Annotated in this window: 9 protein-coding genes and 1 tRNA gene; 4 read left to right on the top strand and 6 right to left on the bottom strand. The window is 66.3% G+C overall.

Annotated elements, in window-relative coordinates:
• From AB4Z02_RS15915 to AB4Z02_RS15905, 3 genes are all read right to left on the bottom strand, one after another.
• Complete coding sequence (locus AB4Z02_RS15915) at positions 1 to 1,842, bottom strand: GmrSD restriction endonuclease domain-containing protein (RefSeq protein WP_441972140.1); 1,842 nt, start codon at positions 1,840 to 1,842, stop codon at positions 1 to 3.
• A 1-nt stretch (position 1,843) separates the two neighbouring features.
• Positions 1,844 to 4,600 carry a DUF1156 domain-containing protein gene (locus AB4Z02_RS15910; RefSeq protein ID WP_441972138.1) on the bottom strand — a complete coding sequence of 919 codons (2,757 nt, stop codon included), beginning with the start codon at positions 4,598 to 4,600 and terminating at the stop codon, positions 1,844 to 1,846.
• Between the two features lie 134 nt (positions 4,601 to 4,734).
• Positions 4,735 to 8,145 (bottom strand): helicase-related protein, encoded by a 3,411-nt coding sequence (locus AB4Z02_RS15905; protein ID WP_441972137.1) that lies wholly within the window; start codon positions 8,143 to 8,145, stop codon positions 4,735 to 4,737.
• Between the two features lie 126 nt (positions 8,146 to 8,271).
• On the opposite strand from AB4Z02_RS15905, the gene AB4Z02_RS15900 reads away from it, so the two are divergent.
• Positions 8,272 to 10,893, top strand: a complete 2,622-nt coding sequence (locus AB4Z02_RS15900) for a DEAD/DEAH box helicase (RefSeq protein WP_441972135.1) — start codon at positions 8,272 to 8,274, stop codon at positions 10,891 to 10,893.
• Positions 10,894 to 10,957: 64 nt separating this feature from the next.
• On the opposite strand, the gene AB4Z02_RS15895 is transcribed toward AB4Z02_RS15900, so the two are convergent.
• From AB4Z02_RS15895 to AB4Z02_RS15885, 3 genes are all read right to left on the bottom strand, one after another.
• Positions 10,958 to 11,245: a hypothetical protein gene (locus AB4Z02_RS15895; RefSeq protein ID WP_441972133.1), complete on the bottom strand. Its 288-nt coding sequence runs from the start codon at positions 11,243 to 11,245 to the stop codon at positions 10,958 to 10,960.
• A 326-nt stretch (positions 11,246 to 11,571) separates the two neighbouring features.
• Positions 11,572 to 11,644, bottom strand: a tRNA-Lys gene (locus AB4Z02_RS15890).
• Positions 11,645 to 12,074: 430 nt separating this feature from the next.
• Positions 12,075 to 12,575 carry a hypothetical protein gene (locus AB4Z02_RS15885; protein ID WP_441972132.1) on the bottom strand — a complete coding sequence of 167 codons (501 nt, stop codon included), beginning with the start codon at positions 12,573 to 12,575 and terminating at the stop codon, positions 12,075 to 12,077.
• Between the two features lie 682 nt (positions 12,576 to 13,257).
• Between AB4Z02_RS15885 and AB4Z02_RS15880 the strand changes: the two genes are divergently transcribed.
• The 3 genes from AB4Z02_RS15880 to AB4Z02_RS15870 all read left to right on the top strand — a co-directional run.
• A complete protein-coding gene (locus AB4Z02_RS15880) occupies positions 13,258 to 15,360 on the top strand; it encodes a hypothetical protein (protein WP_441972130.1) in 2,103 nt (700 codons plus the stop codon).
• Positions 15,361 to 15,406: 46 nt separating this feature from the next.
• Positions 15,407 to 16,888, top strand: coding sequence for a glycoside hydrolase family 3 N-terminal domain-containing protein (locus AB4Z02_RS15875; protein WP_056884413.1), 1,482 nt, complete (start codon positions 15,407 to 15,409; stop codon positions 16,886 to 16,888).
• Between the two features lie 102 nt (positions 16,889 to 16,990).
• A partial coding sequence (locus tag AB4Z02_RS15870) for an MMPL family transporter (RefSeq protein ID WP_441972128.1) occupies positions 16,991 to 18,114 on the top strand: 1,124 nt, incomplete at its 3' end.

The raw sequence follows: 18,114 nt of genomic DNA, 5'->3' as shown, positions 1-18,114 counted from the left end.
TCAGTCAGTCTCCGTCGGGCGATCTTCCGCGAGCTCTTCCGGCTCGAACTGGGAGGAGTCTTCGTCCGCGAAGCCCTGGTCGATATCCCGCTGGACGTTCTTGCCGATGGCGGCCTCAACGAGCTTGCACAGCGACTCGCGGCGCGCCTTGAAGTAGCCGTCGAAGTCGTCCGCCCGCAACATGTCTGCCGGTACGAGGTGGGTTCCCAGCAACTCGTCTAGGCGCGGCGACTGAAGCTGCGCGCGGGACTCGATGACCTTCAAGTACGAGGACGGGGCGGCTCCGCCGATCGTTCGGTTGGTCCGTGCGCTGATGGTCGTCTTGTTGATGATGCTCTCGCGGTGCTCGTCATCGATCCCGGTGTCGTTGCACCACTTCTGCGGGAAGATGTGATGGATATCGACTGCCAGGTCGACGTACTGCACCTTGTCGAGCGCCTTGTCCTCCATCCAGTCGCGCGCACCGCCCGCGAGGATGAGCGCAGCGATGCCCTTGTAAGCAGCGGCGTTCCGGGTCCGCAGCGAGTGAAGACGCGACTCAGTGAAGTTGGAGTCCTGAACAGTTCGCGGGACCGGCCTTGACTCGTCTTGTGCCCATGCCGGGACCATTTCGATGTCGCGTGCGAACCGCGACTCGATCGCCGATCCGTATAGCTCTCCGAGCACGCCGCACCAGTACCAGCGGATGAGCCGCTCGCTCACGCCAATGAGGTCAGCATCCTTGCCGAGGACGACCTTGATCGCGGCCAATGGCACCAGCTGCTTTGGGTACGGCACGTCACGAGGAGCAAAGATATGGCGATCGGCGAGAAAGGTGGCCGCCCACGTGAAGGCCTCGCGCAGCGCATCGCGCCATTCTAGGTAGTCAACGAGCGTGAGTTTGAGGACATCTTCGCGCTTGGCAGAGATCGCGGGCGGGCGGTCAGACGTATCCGCGAGATTCCGCTTGCGAGTGGTGAGCATCGTGAGTGCCTGGAGGAAGTCGGTGTTCTCCACCGCAGCGAGGACCGGATAAGACGACCACTTGAGCTGGGTCTCCTTCCAGTCGTCGTTCAAGCGGAAATCCTCACCCGACTTCTTGTAGTAGCCAGCATCTCCGGCGAAGACTGCCGTGAGGAGCTCGAAGACGTTCAGAGGCAGGCCGCCGATGTTGACCTTCTCGAAGACGGTGGCGACGGCTGCCTTGTCGGTGCCCTCGTCGAGGACAATCGCAGGAATGTCGTAGGTCGCGGCCGGCTTGATGTACCGCTCGTGGAAGCGCTTGCCGAGCTCACGATCGTCAAGCTCCAGGATCCAGCTCATGTAGTCGCCGTAGAGCAGGTGGAGCGGGAAGTAGCCGTGCTCGCGCTGCTTGTCGTGGTCGCCCAGGTCAAGTACGACGTCCTTGCCGAAGTTGGTCCGGACGACGCCGTCAACAGGGATGCTGATAAGTGCCTCATCGACCCGGTTCGAGTCGCTGAGAGCCGTTTCCATGTGGACGAGATAGCGGCGGTCCAGCAACTTGCCGCGGCTGTCTTTCGTGGCAACCTCGCCGTCGCCGCTGAGCGCCTGAGTGAGCGACGTCAGACGCTGCTGGCCGTCCAGCAGGAGAAACTTCGCTTCGGTGCCCGCTGTGAGGTCAACGCCCTCAATCGCGCGCGGCTTGAAGCGGACCTGGGTGTTCCCGGTCTTCAGAAGCATGACAGCGCCTAATGGGTGGCCACGCAGTACCGTCACCAGAAGCTGACGGATGCGCTCGTCTTCCCACTTGTACCCACGCTGGAAGTCAGGGAGCTGGATCTCCCCAGACCGCGTCCAGGTTAAGTACTCGCCGAGCTCATACATCGGTGTCAGGAAGCCCATGTCATTCGTCTCCCTCGTCGAAGTTGAATGCTTCCTGCTCAACATCAGGCTTCTTGACGCTCCGGGCGACTTCAAGGAGTTCCGGCCAGCTCGTGACCAGGGTGTTGAAACTGAGTGCGTCCTTCGTCCAGCCGTTGCCCTCGGCGATGCGGAACAGCAGGTGGGCAAGCTCCTTGACAAGGTCCGCGTCGACAGCGCCGTCCGGCCGGGTCAAGGCGGCTTGCAGGAAGTCCCCGGCCGCCGCGATACCGTCCCGCTCCAGCACCTTGATCAGGTGGTGCAGCGCCTCCCAGTTGCTGGTGTGCAAGTCCTTGAGGACGTCGTAATCCCACGTCAGATCTGACGGCTTGATCAGCTGAACCGTGCCCGCCCGGCTGACTAGGATCTCGTCGCGATCCATTACGTTCACGCTGGTGTTGCGAGCTCGCGCGAGGTTGTCGGCATCGCCGAACTTGCCAGTGCCGTAGCCATGCTGCCGGTACCAGGCAATGGCGAAGCGAGACGTCGAGTCGAAGTCGCCCTCTTGCTCGTTTAGGACCTGATCTAAGATCTCGTTGATGCGGGCCAGGGCAGATCTGACAGTCAACTTCTTCCCGTCAGGCTCCAGGACGGCGGCGTAGCGGCTGAACACCGCCATGCCCGGGCCAATGGCCGCCTGCGGAAGGTCTACCGGTGCGATCTGCCCCTGCTGAAGCTTGCGCAGCGCGCCTGGAAGCTCAGCTTCGAGCGCTGCGATAAAGCCGCGCCGATCGGTCGTAGGTGCCTGAGCCCCTCGCGGACGCAACGACAGGACGATGGATGACGCTAGGGCGTTAGTTCCGCTTGCGATCATCCGATTGCTTAGCTCGCTGCGATTCGGCCACGTCGAGGTGATCTCCCAGCCGCTCCTGATCATCCCCTCGAGAAGGGTTTCCCAGCCCGTCGAAGCTTCGCCAAGTGCATCAGACTCGCTCTGCTTGAACGCGTACCAAACCGTGATTGGAAACTCCGCGCTAGCACTCTCACGAGCGTGGGCGAAAACCGCGCGGAACCCATCCTCGAAGAAGTTCCGGGCGCCCTCCTTCCCGTCATGGCGGTAAGGGTTTGCTACCAGTTCCTCAGCCTTCGGCACGAGCATGGTGGACAAAAGTTCCGGATGAATGCTCCGAAGGCTTCTGCGAAGCCAGACGTAAAAGAAGTCCGACAGATCCGAGTAGCCGATGTTGTCGTAGTACGGGGGGTCCGTGCTAATGAGAACACCCGCATATGAGCGTGAAGCAGCATCCGCGCTTTCTGCTATCCCCACCGGTCCGGTAATCGGAACGCCATCCAGCGCTTCGGCCGTCCAGTTGACGGCTCCGTGCCAACTGCCTGTGCCGTCGGCGAACTGATTTGGCTCGACGAAGTCCCACGTCATGGGCACGGCTTGACGAGCAAAGGTGTTCCTGGTGCTTTCGCGACCTAGGAACCACGTCACGATGGTTGAACCGCGGTCAGCCAGCTTCGACAACGCCATCGCCAGGTATGTAGCCACCGCATCCGCGTATTGGGCGCTCCCACCGTCGCTGAGCACGCGTGCTCGAACGTCGGCCACCAGATCGCTGAAGGTGGTCAGAGCCAGGAGCTGCCGGTTAGTGAAGAGGTCGGCCCACGTTGTCATCCCGTAGTTAGGAGTCTTGAAGTCCCTCGGGTTGTTCGGAAGATCGCCGTCCGGGACATCGGCCGGCCGCTCGACGTTGGCGGCGTCGACATGGAGGTCGTTCGAAGGAAGGTAGTCGCGCTGACGGTTCCCCTCAGCCACAATTGCCATCAGCCGAGCGGCCATCCTGCCCTGACGGCCTTGCTCTCGAATGTACGTCAGGGGAACCGAAGTGGCACAGGCAAAGCACCGGCCGCCGAGTCGTCCGACGGTGCCATCAGTCGCAGCGGTCGGTGCCCGCAAGGGGTCCGAGGCGATCTCAAATTCGACGCGTTGCCCGGAAGGGTGCGACGGATCGGCCACTGCAATCGGAACCACATATCGCTCGTTCCCCTTCTTGTTCCGGAGCCACCACGAACGCGTGAGCGGCATTTCGATACCGCATGCCGGGTTGGGGCAAGGGATGGTGCGTGCCCAAATCCAGGCCACCACCTTGGCCGAGGTGCCGTCAGTCAGAGTTGCCGCTGGATAGAACTTCCCGATCCTTGTTGTCGCTTCATCTCGCATCCACGCGCCATACGCCCGAACGTCCGCAGCAAGGCCCGAGAGCCCCGACCAGTTACGAATCTGAGAGTCAGCCAGCCCCGGGAAGACAGGGGGCACCCCCCGAAACTGCGGTGGAATCTCAATCAGAGCCTTGTTGATGAGGACAGCTACTGGGTTCAGATCAGAGGCATGGGCCTGGAGCCCGAGCCTTTGTGCCTCCAACGGAATGGTGCCGCCCCCGGCGAACGGGTCCAGGATTGTCGGAGGGTTGCCGCCAGTGGACTTGAGAATTTCCGTGTGTGCCTCCGCGAGAAGGCGCTCATCGTGAACATTGTCCCAATCGACGAGCCGCTCGATGATGCCGTGCAGCCGCTCACGCTCCGACCGCTGCTCGGGTTCACTGAGCGATGGGTCCGAACTCGGGTCATCGACCAACTGAGCGAAGAGAACAGCGCGCGCCGCTGCGAGTGGGCGTCGGGCCCACCACATGTGGAGGGTAGAGGGGTGACCGTGCTTGATCGACTTCTCCCGTGCTGACTCACGGTTGATCGTCTCGAGCGGCAGAGCCACCTCAATCAGCTTTCGCTTTTGCACCTGTTCCTCGACCCTTCGTGCCCGAGATGACGGGCGAACCTCACCGACGCGTCGGCGTGTGATGTGTGCATGAACTTACCGTTGGGGCCCGACCCTATGGGTGGAATGGACTGATCCGTGGGGTCCCTTAAGGGTTAGAAAGGCGACGTGCCCTTCGCCCACGTCTTGCCCCAGTTGCCCCGGATACCGGTGGCCGCGAAGTCCCCGAGGTCTGTATTGGCGAACGGATCGTCGAGGTACCTGACATCGTCGTGCTGGCTCCCTCGCGGATCTACTTTCACGAGTGCGAGTCGGTACCTCGGGACTGCGTTCTTCCCGGTCATGACCTCGTTGTGGGTGACGAAGAAGTCTTGAGCGCCGTCGATCCGGGCTTTGACCTCGATCCGGTACGTGTCCCCCTTCGCATCGGTGGACAGGACATCGAAGCCAGGATTGTTGAAGGCCTGCTCCACAGGCTTCCGGCCGAGCTCGCGTTCCCGGGCCATTACAAGGTCGACGCCGCGCCGCTCGACCTCCTTGGTCTCCTTCGCGTGGATGGGAGCTGACGGCGCGATCTCGTCTTCCAGCATGCCGATGGGCAGCACCAAAGCTGCGGTCACGATGTGTGGCGGCTTGGTCGACATGAGTTGCTGCTGGTCGAGCAACCCGAGGCGTTTGCGCAGGCGGACGTCGAGCTCCACCGCCTTGCGGTTGAGGTTGTCAGAGGATTCCTTGGGCTTCTCGCCCTTATGCTCCTTCTCTGACGCAACAGCGGCATCAAGTAGCAGCCGCTCACTCTCCGAACTAAGGCGCTTCGTTACAAGGATGCGGGCCTTTTCGAGCTCCGCCAGTCGGCGCGGCTGGACCTCAGCGAGGTAGCCAGGGAGCTGATTGGCGATGATCCAGCTCATCGCCTTGTCCTCGGCGTCGCCGAGCCAGGCCAGGCTGCGGGCGGCGTCGATGGCGGGCCCGGCGGGTGCGGCAACGCAGTCGAGGTACGGCGCGGGGCCAGCTGGAGTGACGGTGCCGAAGCGGTCCACGAAGGCGTAGCCAAAGCGTCGCGCGACCGAATCGCCGGTGGCGTCAGCGACCTCCTCGATGACGCCCACGAGAAGCTGGGGCTCCTCAACGGTTGACGACACGAGCACGGTGCCCTGGTTTAGTGCACCACCGAAGTTGCGGATCGCCTCTCCCATAACCGCGTCGTGGAGGTGGTGACCAGGTGCGAGGAGGTCCGCGCGACTCAAGTCGCCCGGCTGGACGTGGGCCAGATCGAAGGTGACCCGGTCGTATTTGGTGGCGATCGGTCCGGTTCCAGCAGAGCGGATGTTCTGTGGGACATTCGCGATCTCGTAGCGGCCCTGCTCGCGCTTGACGATGCGACCGCCCAGCTTAGTGAACGCGGCCTTGAAGGCGAGCTCGATGTAGTGCGGCTGGAGCCTGCGGGCTCGTGCCTCATCCATGGCGGCACGCAGCCCATGGAGGTCCGCGTCCGCGAGGTGCTCCGAGGCGAGGGCTCGCTCGTCAAGAAGGTCTTTGAGCCCGTCGCCGACGGAGGCGTCGATGACCTCGTGCATCTTCGCCTTCACGTCTGCACGCTCGCCGTACTGGATGGCCTCCAGCAACAGGGTGCGCAACGGGGTGTCGGTGAAGGCTTCGCCAAGGACGTCGAAGACCTTGCCGCCGTAGGTCTCGCGCATCTGGTCGAGCTTTTCCAAGAGGCGGATGAAGACCTCGCCTTCGCGGGTGTTGGAGGCGACGAGGTTCCAGAGGCGACAAACCTCTTCCTGCCCGATGCGGTGGACACGACCGAACCGCTGCTCGATGCGGTTGGGATTCCACGGGAGGTCGTAGTTGACCATCAGGTGTGCGGCTTGCAGGTTGAGACCTTCACCCGCTGCGTCGGTGGCCAGGAGGATCTGGCAGTCGCGGTTCTTGGTGAACTCCTCGGTGATCTGCCGTCGCTCGGTGCGACGCACCCCACCGTGGATCGCGCGGACGGCGTCGGGCTTGCCGATGAGTGAGCCGATCTTGCCTTGGAGATAGTCGAGGGTGTCGCGGTGCTCGGTGAAGATGATGAACTTGCGCGGCCAGCCGTTCTTGTCGGTGACGAGCGCATTGTCCTGGAGGATGTTGGACAGCTCGGTCCACTTGCGGTCGGTGCCAGCTTCACGGACGAGCCGGGCCGTCTTGATGAGCTCGCCGAGCTCGATGAGTTCGGTGTTGAGCTCCTCGACCGTCTGTGCGGCGGTGGCGGCGTCGAGGAGCTCCTCCTCGGCCGCCTCGATCTCCTCGGCGTTGAACTCGTCATCGTCGATCTCGCTCAGGTCGATATCGGGCTCGGTATCGCGGTAGGTGCCGTTCTGGATCTCGAGCTTCTTGCGCTCCAGCCGCTCGGAGCGGCGTACGAGGCTCCTGTAGATCGCCTCCGGGCTGGACGCCAGGCGGCGCTGGAGGACCGTGAGTGCGAAGCCGACCGTGTTCTTGCGCTTGCCGCCGATCCGCTCCGCGCGGTTCATCCCCTCGCGGACGTAGTGGGTGACGTCCTCGTAAAGGTCGTATTCAAGCGCGGTCAGTTCATATGGGACGGTCTCGGCGATGCGCTCTGGAAATAGCTTCTTGCCCTCGAAGGTGAGGAGGTCTTCTTTCACCATGCGCCGCATGATGCCGCTGAGGTCGACGCTCTTCTTCTGCTTGCCTTCGAACCGATCGCGGTCAAGCAGTGTGAGGAACAGTTGGAAGTCCTCTTCCTTGCCCGAGTGAGGGGTCGCGGTCATGAGGAGCAAGTGGCGGGTGATCTGCCCGAGGATCTCGCCGAGCAGGAACCGCTTGGTCTTGCGGAGCTCGCCGCCGAAGTAATGGGCCCCCATGCGGTGAGCTTCGTCGACGATGATGAGGTCCCACTCCGTCTCCTTCAGCTGCGCTTGAAGTTGCTCGTTGCGAGACAGCTGATCCATCCGGGCGATCAGAAGCGGGTTGGCCTCAAAGACATTGAAGTTGGCCTGAGCGTCGATGAGCTGGTTGGTGAGCAGATCGAATCGGAGCCCAAACTTGAAGAAGAGCTCGTCCTGCCACTGCTCGACCAGGCCACCCGGCGCAATGATCAGGCACTGCTTTACGTCGTCGCGGAGAAGCAGCTCCTTGATGTAGAGGCCGGCCATGATCGTCTTTCCGGCCCCGGGGTCGTCAGCGAGGAGAAAACGGAGCGGAGTGCGGGGCAGCAGCTCCCCGTAGACGGCACGAATCTGGTGTGGCAGTGGCTGCACGTCACTGGTGGCGACGGCCAGCATGGGGTCAAAGAGGCCGGCGAGCGAGATGCGTTGCGCCTCGGCGACCAGTTTGAAGTCGCTGGCGGTGGCGTCGAACGCCCGGCTGCCACTCTTAGCGATGCTTAGGTTGTTCTGGTCCTTGCGGAAGACCACCTGCTGCCCGAGCCCGCCCTTGGCATTCTTGTAGGTCAGCTCGAGGGCGTCCGTGCCATGCCACTGCGCAGCGATGACGGTGATCACCTCAGCGGGGATGAGACCGTCGATCCGTAGACCGGGCTTCAGCTCTTCAAGCTGCACGAATGAACCTCCTGGTTGATAGCCCACGCACGCTACCCAGAGGTGCCGACAGACTTGGCGAACTCCAGCTTATCTGTCAGTGGCGGCCACTAATCTTCTCGCGATCGGGTCGAGTCAGCAGGGGTCATGGAGCGAGAAGAACGTCAGCGCCTCAAGGGTGTCATTGATGAGGTGTCCGTGTGGCGCAAGCGCGCCTCCACTCTCGTCACAGAGCGACGAACAGTTGAGGCCGCTGCCGAGACCGCCGCCACGACTCTCCTCGAGCGGCTCGCCCCGCATACGAGCAGAGGCGGGACCGCTTGGCGCTGTCTCCAACTGTCCCCCGCAGACGTGGGCTTTGTGACCGCGCTCGCGAGGAGCGCCGCCCTTCCGGCGCAGTCTGCACTGGTCCGGCAAGGTATCGACGCGCTGACGGCTGACGCGGAGCGCCCACTTCGGGACGTCAAGCCTCTCTTCGGAGCTCGCAGGGTGTTCTCCGGCAAGACCCGCAAAGGCACTGCTGAAGAGGCCGCGACGTACCTCGTGGGCCTGCACGACTGGGTGACGGCGACGGGCCTACTCGGCAAGCTCGAGCGCACGGGGGCCCGGGCCGACAGGACGATCGCGAATGTTGCAGTGTCGGCGATCCTCGACGATGGCGTCGGTTTCGCGAAGAGGATCGCAAGCGGTGCTGAAATCCTGGTCCGGCACGAGCTCGGTTCGGCTGCGGACGCTGTGAACGCCATCGACCGCGCGCTGAAAACCGAGGGCGAGTTCCGTGCCGCAGTTATTTCTGCTGGCAATGCTGTGCGGCAAGCAGAGGCGCGCAAGCTGGTTGCCGAAATGCCCGTCGAACGTCTCAAAGAGGCCACGAGCGGCCAGCTGCGCATCAGCGCGCTGACCGGAGCCGGCATTCGCAACATTCAGCAGGTCCTTGACCAGGGTGGGCGCATCTTCTCCCTCCCCGGCGTCGGCGAGACCACGGGAAACCGGATGGTCGGCGCGGCTAGGACCATATGGCAGACCACGGTCGATGAGATGCCGATCCGAATCGACATCAAGCACCGGTCCCCAGCCACATTCAAGCTTTTGACGACCATGCGCGCCTGGGACACAGCCCGATCGATCAGAAGCGCCACCACCGACCTAGCCGCGTCCGACTCCTTACGCCCGCTCCTGCAGTCGTTGGACTCAAGGACGTCGCACGCCGTCATCGTGCCCGAGAAGAGCTCGCTCGCGGAGCTACGCGACGCGATCACCCGTGTTCGCCACCGAGCGTCGCTCCTCCACGGACGTGGCGGCTCAGCGGCCGACGACCCATGGGACGACTTCATCGCGCGGCCAGCCGACTACTACGCGATGCTCTCAGAACTGGGCTTTTTGTCAGAGGACCAGGAGAAGATCCAAGGTGACCTTCCCGCCGAGATCGTGCAGGCCATCCGCGATCTCAAACTCGAAACGACACACCTCAAGGCGTCCCTGCGCGGTTACCAGTCCTTCGGTGCCCGCTTCGCGATTGTCCAGCGCAAGGTGATCATCGGCGACGAGATGGGCCTAGGCAAGACGATCGAGGCGGTCGCCGTCCTCACCCACCTGAGGGCCAAGGGCTCCCACCACTTCCTCGTCGTGTGCCCCGCCGCGGTCGTAACCAACTGGGTCCGCGAGGTCAGCGCGAAGTCCGACCTGAGGGCCTATCGGCTGCACGCGGTGGGCCGCGACAGTTCACTTACCTCATGGATCCGGAACGGCGGCGTCGCCATCACAACATACGACAGCCTGGGCTGGCTGGAAGGTCAGATCCCGGCCCGCGCCAAACCGTCGTGCTTGATCCTCGACGAGGCCCACTACATCAAGAACCCCGCTGCACAGCGCACCCGACGGGCAACCGCACTGATTGAGAACTGCGAGCGCTCAATCCTTTTGACTGGAACACCGCTCGAGAACCGCATCGACGAGTTCCGCAACCTTGTCGGCTACCTCCGCCCAGACCTGACGATCAGCGCGACCGAGTACGCACCACGCCAGTTCCGCAAACAGGTCGCGCCTGCGTATCTGCGACGCAACCAGGAGGACGTGCTCACCGAACTACCTGCGCTCGTCGAAGTCGACGAATGGATGCCACTGTCCGATGCCGATCAGCAGCAGTACCGAGTGGCCGTCGCGCAGGGAAACTTCATGGCAATGCGTCAGGCAGCCATGCGGGCAGGCGACAGGTCACAAAAGATGCAGCGGCTCCTCGACATCGTCGAGGAGGCCGAGGACAACGAGCGCAGAGTGCTGGTCTTCTCACACTTCCGCGACGTTCTCGATGAGGTCGCCGCCGCACTGCCCGGCAAAGTGTTCGGTCCGCTGACGGGTTCTGTTCCTGCAGCGAAGCGACAGAACATGGTGGACGCGTTCTCTATGGCACCTCACGGAGCCGCGTTGGTGGCTCAGATCGTCGCCGGCGGCGTCGGCCTCAACATCCAGTCGGCTTCAGTCGTTGTGATCTGCGAGCCCCAGCTCAAGCCAACCACCGAGTGGCAGGCGATTGCGCGCTCGCGCCGCATGGGACAGCTCGAGTCGGTTCAAGTGCACCGCCTCCTCTCAGAGGATGGGGTGGACCGGCGGATCACGGAGATCCTGGCCCGCAAGAGCGAGCTATTCGCCGAGTTCGCCCGAGTTTCCGAGACTGCTGGCAGTGCTCCGGAAGCCTTCGACATCTCCGATGCAGAGATCGCGCGGGAGATCGTGGCTGCGGAGCGAGAACGGCTCCTGGCTTCTAAGTAGCCAGGCAATTTCTGGGCGTTACGATTGTTCCCGCCAGGTTTGCCCCCCACGGTGTGCGGCCGGCTCATCCGTCTGCTCGCTGAACACGTGGATGGCGGTCTTTGCGATGGCGTTGCGCGCGTGCGTCCGCGAGGGCCTTGGCCAGCCGGTCCCCCTTAGGCGCGAAGATATACAGACGATTGTGGGACTGGCAGTAACTCAGCGTCTCCTTACTCACGATCTCCGGCTCGAAGCGCCCTTCGTCCTCGGGATCTATAGGCACCCACTTGATGATGATCCCGTCATCGTCGGTCTCCAGCGTCCCGAGCACGGTGTTCTTCATGTCCATCGCGTGCCGCACGTCGTAGATCACAGCGCGATCCCTCTCACGATTTCGTCCACCCTCAGCATCTTTCAGCTAGGAGCGCCCGCCCAATGATCGCAGCGACTTCCCAGTAGCGCCGCCCCGTGCTTGTCCATGTTCAAGAACCGCTCTAGGACGTCCGCACTGAGCTTCTCGAGCGGAGTCTTACTCGAACACGCAAACGATGCCACGGCTCTCTGCCGCAAACTCGTGCTTACTCGCTGGGGCTGTGGGGGTGGCCCGGTTACCAAACAGTTACCAAAGCCAGTCGACCGACCACAAGTGCGTCACCGTCAACTCGCCGGTGCAGGCTTCTGACCTGCGAAAACGTCTTGTGGGCCCCGTGGGACTCGAACCCACAACCTACGGATTAAAAGTCCGCAGCTCTGCCAATTGAGCTAGAGGCCCGGGGGATCAGGGATTTAGTCGGGACTTCCCTAGGGAAAATCGATCGCAGTGACCCCGGCGGTGACAGGGTACCGGGCAGCGAACCGCGCAGCGGCGACGGCGTAGCGGTACCGCACCAGATGGCCAAGGATCGCAGCCCATGGCGTCGGGCGCGCTTCGGGTGAGCTCGGCGTGCCTCTGTTCTGCTACGCGAGCAGCTGACCGCCCGCGTGCGCCGGTCGTGCAGACGGTGCACGCGGACGCCGACGGCGTCACCGTGCACGTCGTGAAGTCCCGCGAGGGGCTGAAGACGAGGCCGACCGCCTCGAGCGCGCAGCGCTGACCCATCACGGCCCGCGTTCCCGGAACCTGGGGGATGCGGGCCGTACCCATGCCCGCGCGCCCACGCCCACGAGAGGCCGCGCCGGAGCAGCCGCCCGGGGCGGGGCGGTCAGCCGACCATCTGCTCCACGGTGAAGCACGTCAGGACCGCGCTCGCCTGAAGGTTCGGGTCCGAGCTCGTGCGCGCTTCGTACAGGTTCTGCCACAGGCCGAGGACGTCGTTGGCCAGCTGCTGGCCCTCGCTGGGGGAGTAGTCGGCGAACCGTTCGGCGATGTTCTCCTCCAGCTGCTGGGCGGTGGTGATCTTCCCGCGCACGCCATCGCAGGCGATGCTGACCAGGTTCGAGCGGACCTCGTCCGGGGTGGCCTCGTACATCTGGTGCAGGTTCGTCATCGACTGCGACCACAGGGTCTCGTTGTCCAGCTTCGGGGCGGTGTCCCGGATGACTCCCTCAGCGACCCCCGCCTCGGACGCCAGGTGGGTCACGTCGCCGGCGGTGAGCTCCAGCGTGCCCCGTGAGCTCCCGACGACGGTGCCCACCTCCCGCACGGCCGCCTGCGCGACCTCGACCTTGCCGCCGCCGCACGCCGCGGCGGTGACAGCCACCACCAGGAAACCACCTATCAACGCCTGCCCGCACCGTCGACCGATCATGAGCCGTCCCCTTACCCGACTTCGTTGCCTGCCTTTGCTGTCCCCTGCCGTCCCGAAGACCCGCGCCAGTGCACACGGTTCCGTCCACCGCTGATGCACCGCCCTCGACTGTGCCCCCGACTGCGGCGGTCGCGGGCCCGCCGTTTTGCGTAGCCGTGCCGGTGTTGTCCTGCGGTGTCTGGACGAATCGGGCCTGGGGCGAACGGTCCCCGCGCATGCGCTACAACGCCCACACCGACACCACGCCCGCCCCGCAGGACCTGGACACGGTGGCGGGGCAGGCAGCGGAGGAGAGGACAACTCGCATCATGCCCGGCACAGTCCGCGAAGTGGACCGTGCCGCGTTCCAGCCGGTGCGCAATCACGTTCCATACATGGGCCAAGGGCGTCCCACCGCACAGGAATGCCGCCGCTCGCGTACGAGGTAAACGCCCGCGTCAGAACTAAATCCCTGATCCCCCAGAGGCCCGGGGGTTCCACGCTTCAATCCACCCAAGCCCTCCACGGAACCCTGCACGGAAGTATGCCGCACCCCTCGAGGGTGCCTGGCGTGGGTCATCCCTTCGGCTCGACCTGTCATCTGCGTCCGCGATTTCGGTGACCCGGCGCACTCGTCGGCGGCTACTTTCTGCGCACCATGAACTCCTCCGCGCGCGCCCGCACCTTCACGCGCCTGCTCCCGATCGCTCTCGCCGCTGCGGCCGTGGGCGCCGTCGGTGTCGCTGCGGGCGGGGGATCCGCACAGGCCAGCCCGGTCCTGGCCGCGAACCTGCGCCTGATGGACCACGCCCGCATGGGTGCCAGCAACGGCCCGGTGCTGCACTCGATGGTGGCCCCGTCGCCGCCGGGCTTCGATGCGACCAAGCCCGTCTCCGACGCCGCACTGACCAGTCGCGCTGGGATCGGCCTGGACCGGTTCGGCACGCCCGTCGCCACGTCGGACCCCCTTGCCTCAGCCGACGTCACCCGGGGGACGTCCCGCCCGGCCGGGGCGGACAACCCCGCCTCGGGCGACCCCGTGCTCGGCACCTCCGCGGCGACCGTCCCGGCCGGCACCCCGCACATGACCAACTTGCTGTCCCAGCACGTCGAGCCGTCGTGCACCGGGACGGGCAGTGACGGCAAGCGGGTCCAGGTCGTCTACGCCTACGAGGCGGGCTCGGCCGACGACTTCGCCGGCAAGGAAGCGGTGATCCGCAACGAGATCGCGAACATCGACGACGTGTTCGCCGTGTCGTCCGCCGAGACCGGGGGCGGCCGACGCGTCCGCTGGGCGGCCGACACCGAGTGCGTGCCCCAGATCGCGGTCGTGCAGGTGCCTGCCGGTGCCATCCGCAACAGCACCAACGGATCCAGCGACTGGTCCGTCCTGAAGAGCTCGCTGGCCTCGCAGGGCCTCAACCGGGCCGACCGCAAGTACCTCGTCTTCGGCGACGCCCCTGCCGCCAACCCGGGCATCTGCGGGATCGGTGACCGGTACCTCGACGAGAGCCCGACCAACAACGACAACGACGACTACGCCGCGCAGTACGGCGCCGTGTACCAAGGCTGCTTCGCCGCGTTCCCGAACGACCAGACCAGCGCCGGGCACGAGCTCGTCCACACCCTCGGCGCGGTCCAGGGCGGCGCCCCGAACGCCTCGCAGTACGGGCACTGCACCGACGACGGCGACCTCATGTGCTACCCCGACGGGTCCAGCACACCGATGCGCCAGGTCTGCCCCACGGCCCACGAGCCCCTGCTCGACTGCAACCACGACGACTACTTCTCGACCAGCCCGGTGGCGGGGACCTACCTGGCGGACCACTGGAACGTCGCGAGCTCCTCCTACCTCGACACCGTCCCCGCGATGTCGCCCCCGCCGACTGGCGGGACCTCGGCCGCCGCCACGTCGTGGACGAGTGTGACCGCCACCGGGACGACCTCGGTCACCCTGTCCTCGGTGATGCGTGACTCGGTGTCGGCTCAGCCCGTCACGGGCGCACTCGTCACGGTGCAGCGCGCGCCGTACGGCTCCGCGTCGTACTCGGCTGCCGGCACCGCGGTCACGGACGCGAGCGGGAAGGTGTCGTACACCGCGTCGGCGTCGACGGCTGCCACCTACCGGTTCGCCTTTTCCGGCAACGACATCCACGCGGCCTCCACCTCGGGCCCGGTCATCGTCAAGGTGCCCACCAGGACCGCCCTGGTCGTCAAGTCCGGGTACCCCACCACGTTCTCCGGGAGCCTCGCCAACGCGGTCACCGGCAAGGCGCTGCCCACCGGCACGCCCGTGACCCTCAAGGTCAAGTGGTACGGCACGAGCACCTGGGCATCCGTCACGACCCTGCGGACCGACGCCTACGGCAAGGTCGCGTGGAGCTGGAACGCCTACCGAAACGGGTACTTCCAGCTCGTCCACGCCGGCGGCCCGTCCACCGTGTCCTCGGCCAGCGCCGCGCCGCTGGTGCGAATCCCGACCAAGGTCACCATGGCCGTGCGGTCGGGGCGGCCGGACGCCCTCTCCGGACGCCTGACGACCGGCGCCGGTGCGTCCATGAAGTACGTCTACGTCTCCCTCCAGTACCGCGCCTACGGCACCAGCACATGGCGCACCGGCACCCAGGTCCGCACGAGCAGCACCGGGACGGTGTCGTACTCCGTGCAGCCCCGGAAGCGGACGTACTACCGCTGGGTGTACGCCGGGACGTCCACCGGGTACCTCGGTGCCACGAGCGCGCAGGGGTACGTCTCCTACTGAGGCCGACTCGGGGCAACCCCGAGCGGGGTTCGTTCGTCACAGAGATATGAGGCGTCGGACGTCGACCAGGGTCGTCTCCCTCGTCGCCGCACTGGCGATCACGGGCGCCTCCACCGTGGCGACCGTCGCCGGTCCCGCCGGTCCCGCCGGCGCGGCCACGACACCGGGCACGACACCGGCCGCGGCACCGGGCCGCGTCACGGCGAGCGTCACGACCCCGGCGAGCCTCGCGCAGGCGGCCCTCGCCCGGATGACGCAGGCGCAGCGCGTCGGGCAGCTGTTCATGGTGGGGACGCCGGCCACCGGGCTGTCGACGGCCGCCGCCTCTGCCATCTCCACCTTCCACGTGGGCAACCTCATCCTGACCGGGCGCAGCTACGCCGGGACCACCCCGGTCCGCTACCTGGCTGCCACCGCCGACCGGCGCACGACGTCCACGGCGACGGCCGGGGTGCCTCTCCTCGTCGCGACCGACCAGGAGGGCGGCGCCGTACAGGTGTTGCAGGGCAGCGGCTTCACGCGCATTCCCACCGCCCTGACCCAGGGCACCTGGGCCGATACGACGCTCACCGCGTCCGCGGCCTCGTGGGGGCTCCAGCTGGCGCGGGCGGGCGTCAACCTCAACCTCGCGCCGGTCATGGACACCGTCCCCGCGACCCTGGGCACGCGGAACCCGCCCATCGGCTACTGGTACCGCGAGTACGGCCACACCCCGACAGTGGTCGCCACCAAGGGCAGCGACGTCGTCCGCGGTGAGCGCAGCGCCGGGCTGGCGGTGACCGCCAAGCACTTCCCCGGTCTGGGGCACGTCACCGCCAACACCGACACGTCGGCCGGCGTGACCGACACGGTCACGACGCGCACCTCCGCCGACATCGCCCCGTTCCGCGCCGCCATCGCCGCAGGGGCGCCCGTGGTCATGGTGTCGCTGGCGGTGTACTCCCGGATCGACGCGAGCCACCCGGCCGTGTTCTCGCCCACCGTCATCACCGGGATGATCCGGGGCGACCTCGGCTTCAAGGGCATCGTGGTCAGCGACGACCTCGGCAACGCCAAGCAGGTCGCGGCCTGGTCGCCCGGCACGCGCGCGGTCGCCTTCATCGCCGCCGGCGGTGACGTCGTCCTGACGGTCATCGCCTCCGTGCTGCCCACCATGGTCGCCGCGGTGAACGCGAGGGCCACGACCGACCCGGTGTTCCGGGCGAAGGTCGACGCGGCGGCGTACCGCGTCCTGCTCGCCAAGGCGACCTACGGCCTGCTCGCGCCCCGCCTGGCCACCGACGGCGTGCTCGGTCCCCTGACCGTCTCCGCCCTGCAGCGCTGGCTGCGGGTGACGGTCACCGGAACCCTGGGATCGACCACCGTCCGCGCCCTCCAGGCGCGCGTGGGCACGACGGCGGACGGCCTCTGGGGCCCGGCCTCGATGGCCGCCCTGCAGTCCTACCTCGGGATCGCCCGCGACGGCGCCGGCACGTGGAACGCCAGGACGGTCAACGCCGGGCAGGCCTACCTCAACACCCAGCTCTGAGGTCCCGAGGCTGGTCCGACCCCAAGTCCGTCCCAAGTGGTGCGCAAGTGCCCGGTCGCACGCTGGTTCACGACCAGCACCGCACCCTCGAAGGACGAACCCATGTCTCGCTTGCTCCACCGCCTCGGCCGAGGCGCCGCACTCCACCCCTGGCGGACGATCTCCGCCTGGCTCGTCGTGGCGGCTGCCGTCGCCGGGCTCGCCGCCGCGTTCGGTGGCACCCCGCACGACGACTACGACGTACCGGGTGCGCGTGCCCAGGTCGGCGTCGACCAGCTCCGCGCGCACCAACCGGGCGCCGGGAACACCTCGGCGCGGGTCGTCGTGCACGACCGCCGCGGCGCCGACGTCGACCCCGCGACCATGGGTGCTCTTGCCGCGCGCCTGCAGCGCCTGCCGCACGTCGTCACGGTCCAACCGGCCGTGGCATCAGCCGACGGCGACACGTCGTTGCTCACGGTCGGGTACGACGCGCCCGTCACCGACACCGACCTCATGGGTCACCTCGAGCCGCTCGACGCAGCCGTCGCACCCACCCGCGCGACCGGCCTGCAGGTCGAGCTCGGCGGTGAGCTGCCCGAGAGCGCTGTGGCCCCGATGCAGGGGCGTGGCGAGCTCATCGGCATCGTCGCGGCCCTGGTGGTCCTCGTCTTCGCGTTCGGGTCCGTGGTGGGCGCCGGGCTGCCCATCGGCGCCGCGCTCGTCGGGCTCGGCATCGGCAGCGCGGGCATCACGCTGCTGGCCGCCGCCACCGACGTGAGCACCGCCGCACCGATGGTCGCCACCATGGTCGGCCTCGGCGTGGGGATCGACTACGCACTGCTGCTCGTCACCCGCCATGTGGAGTACCTGCGGCAGGGGCTGCCGGTGGTCGAGGCCGCGGGCCGCGCGAGTGCCACGGCCGGCCGGTCCGTCGTCTTCGCCGCCAGCACCGTGCTCGTCTCGCTGATGGGGCTGCGCCTGGCCGGCCTCCCGGTCTACAGCTCCTTCGGGTTCGCCACCGCGATCGCCGTCGTGGCCGTGGCCGCCGCGTCGTTGACGCTCGTGCCCGCTCTGGCACGGTTCGCCGGGCTGCGGCTGCTGCCGCGGCGCGAGCGGCCGAGCCGCAGGCGTCGGGCGGTCACGTCCCTCACCACCGCCCACGGTGGCGGCACCGGGGCCACCGCCCCCGCCGTCGCCGGCCGAACGGGCACGACGGGGCGCGCACCGCTGACCGCGCGCTGGGC

Source organism: Pedococcus sp. 2YAF34, assembly GCF_052114585.1.
Taxonomy (GTDB): Bacteria; Actinomycetota; Actinomycetes; order Actinomycetales; family Dermatophilaceae; genus Pedococcus.
The sequence above is the reverse complement of the archived record's forward strand: the minus strand, read 5'-3'. Positions and strand labels throughout refer to the sequence as shown.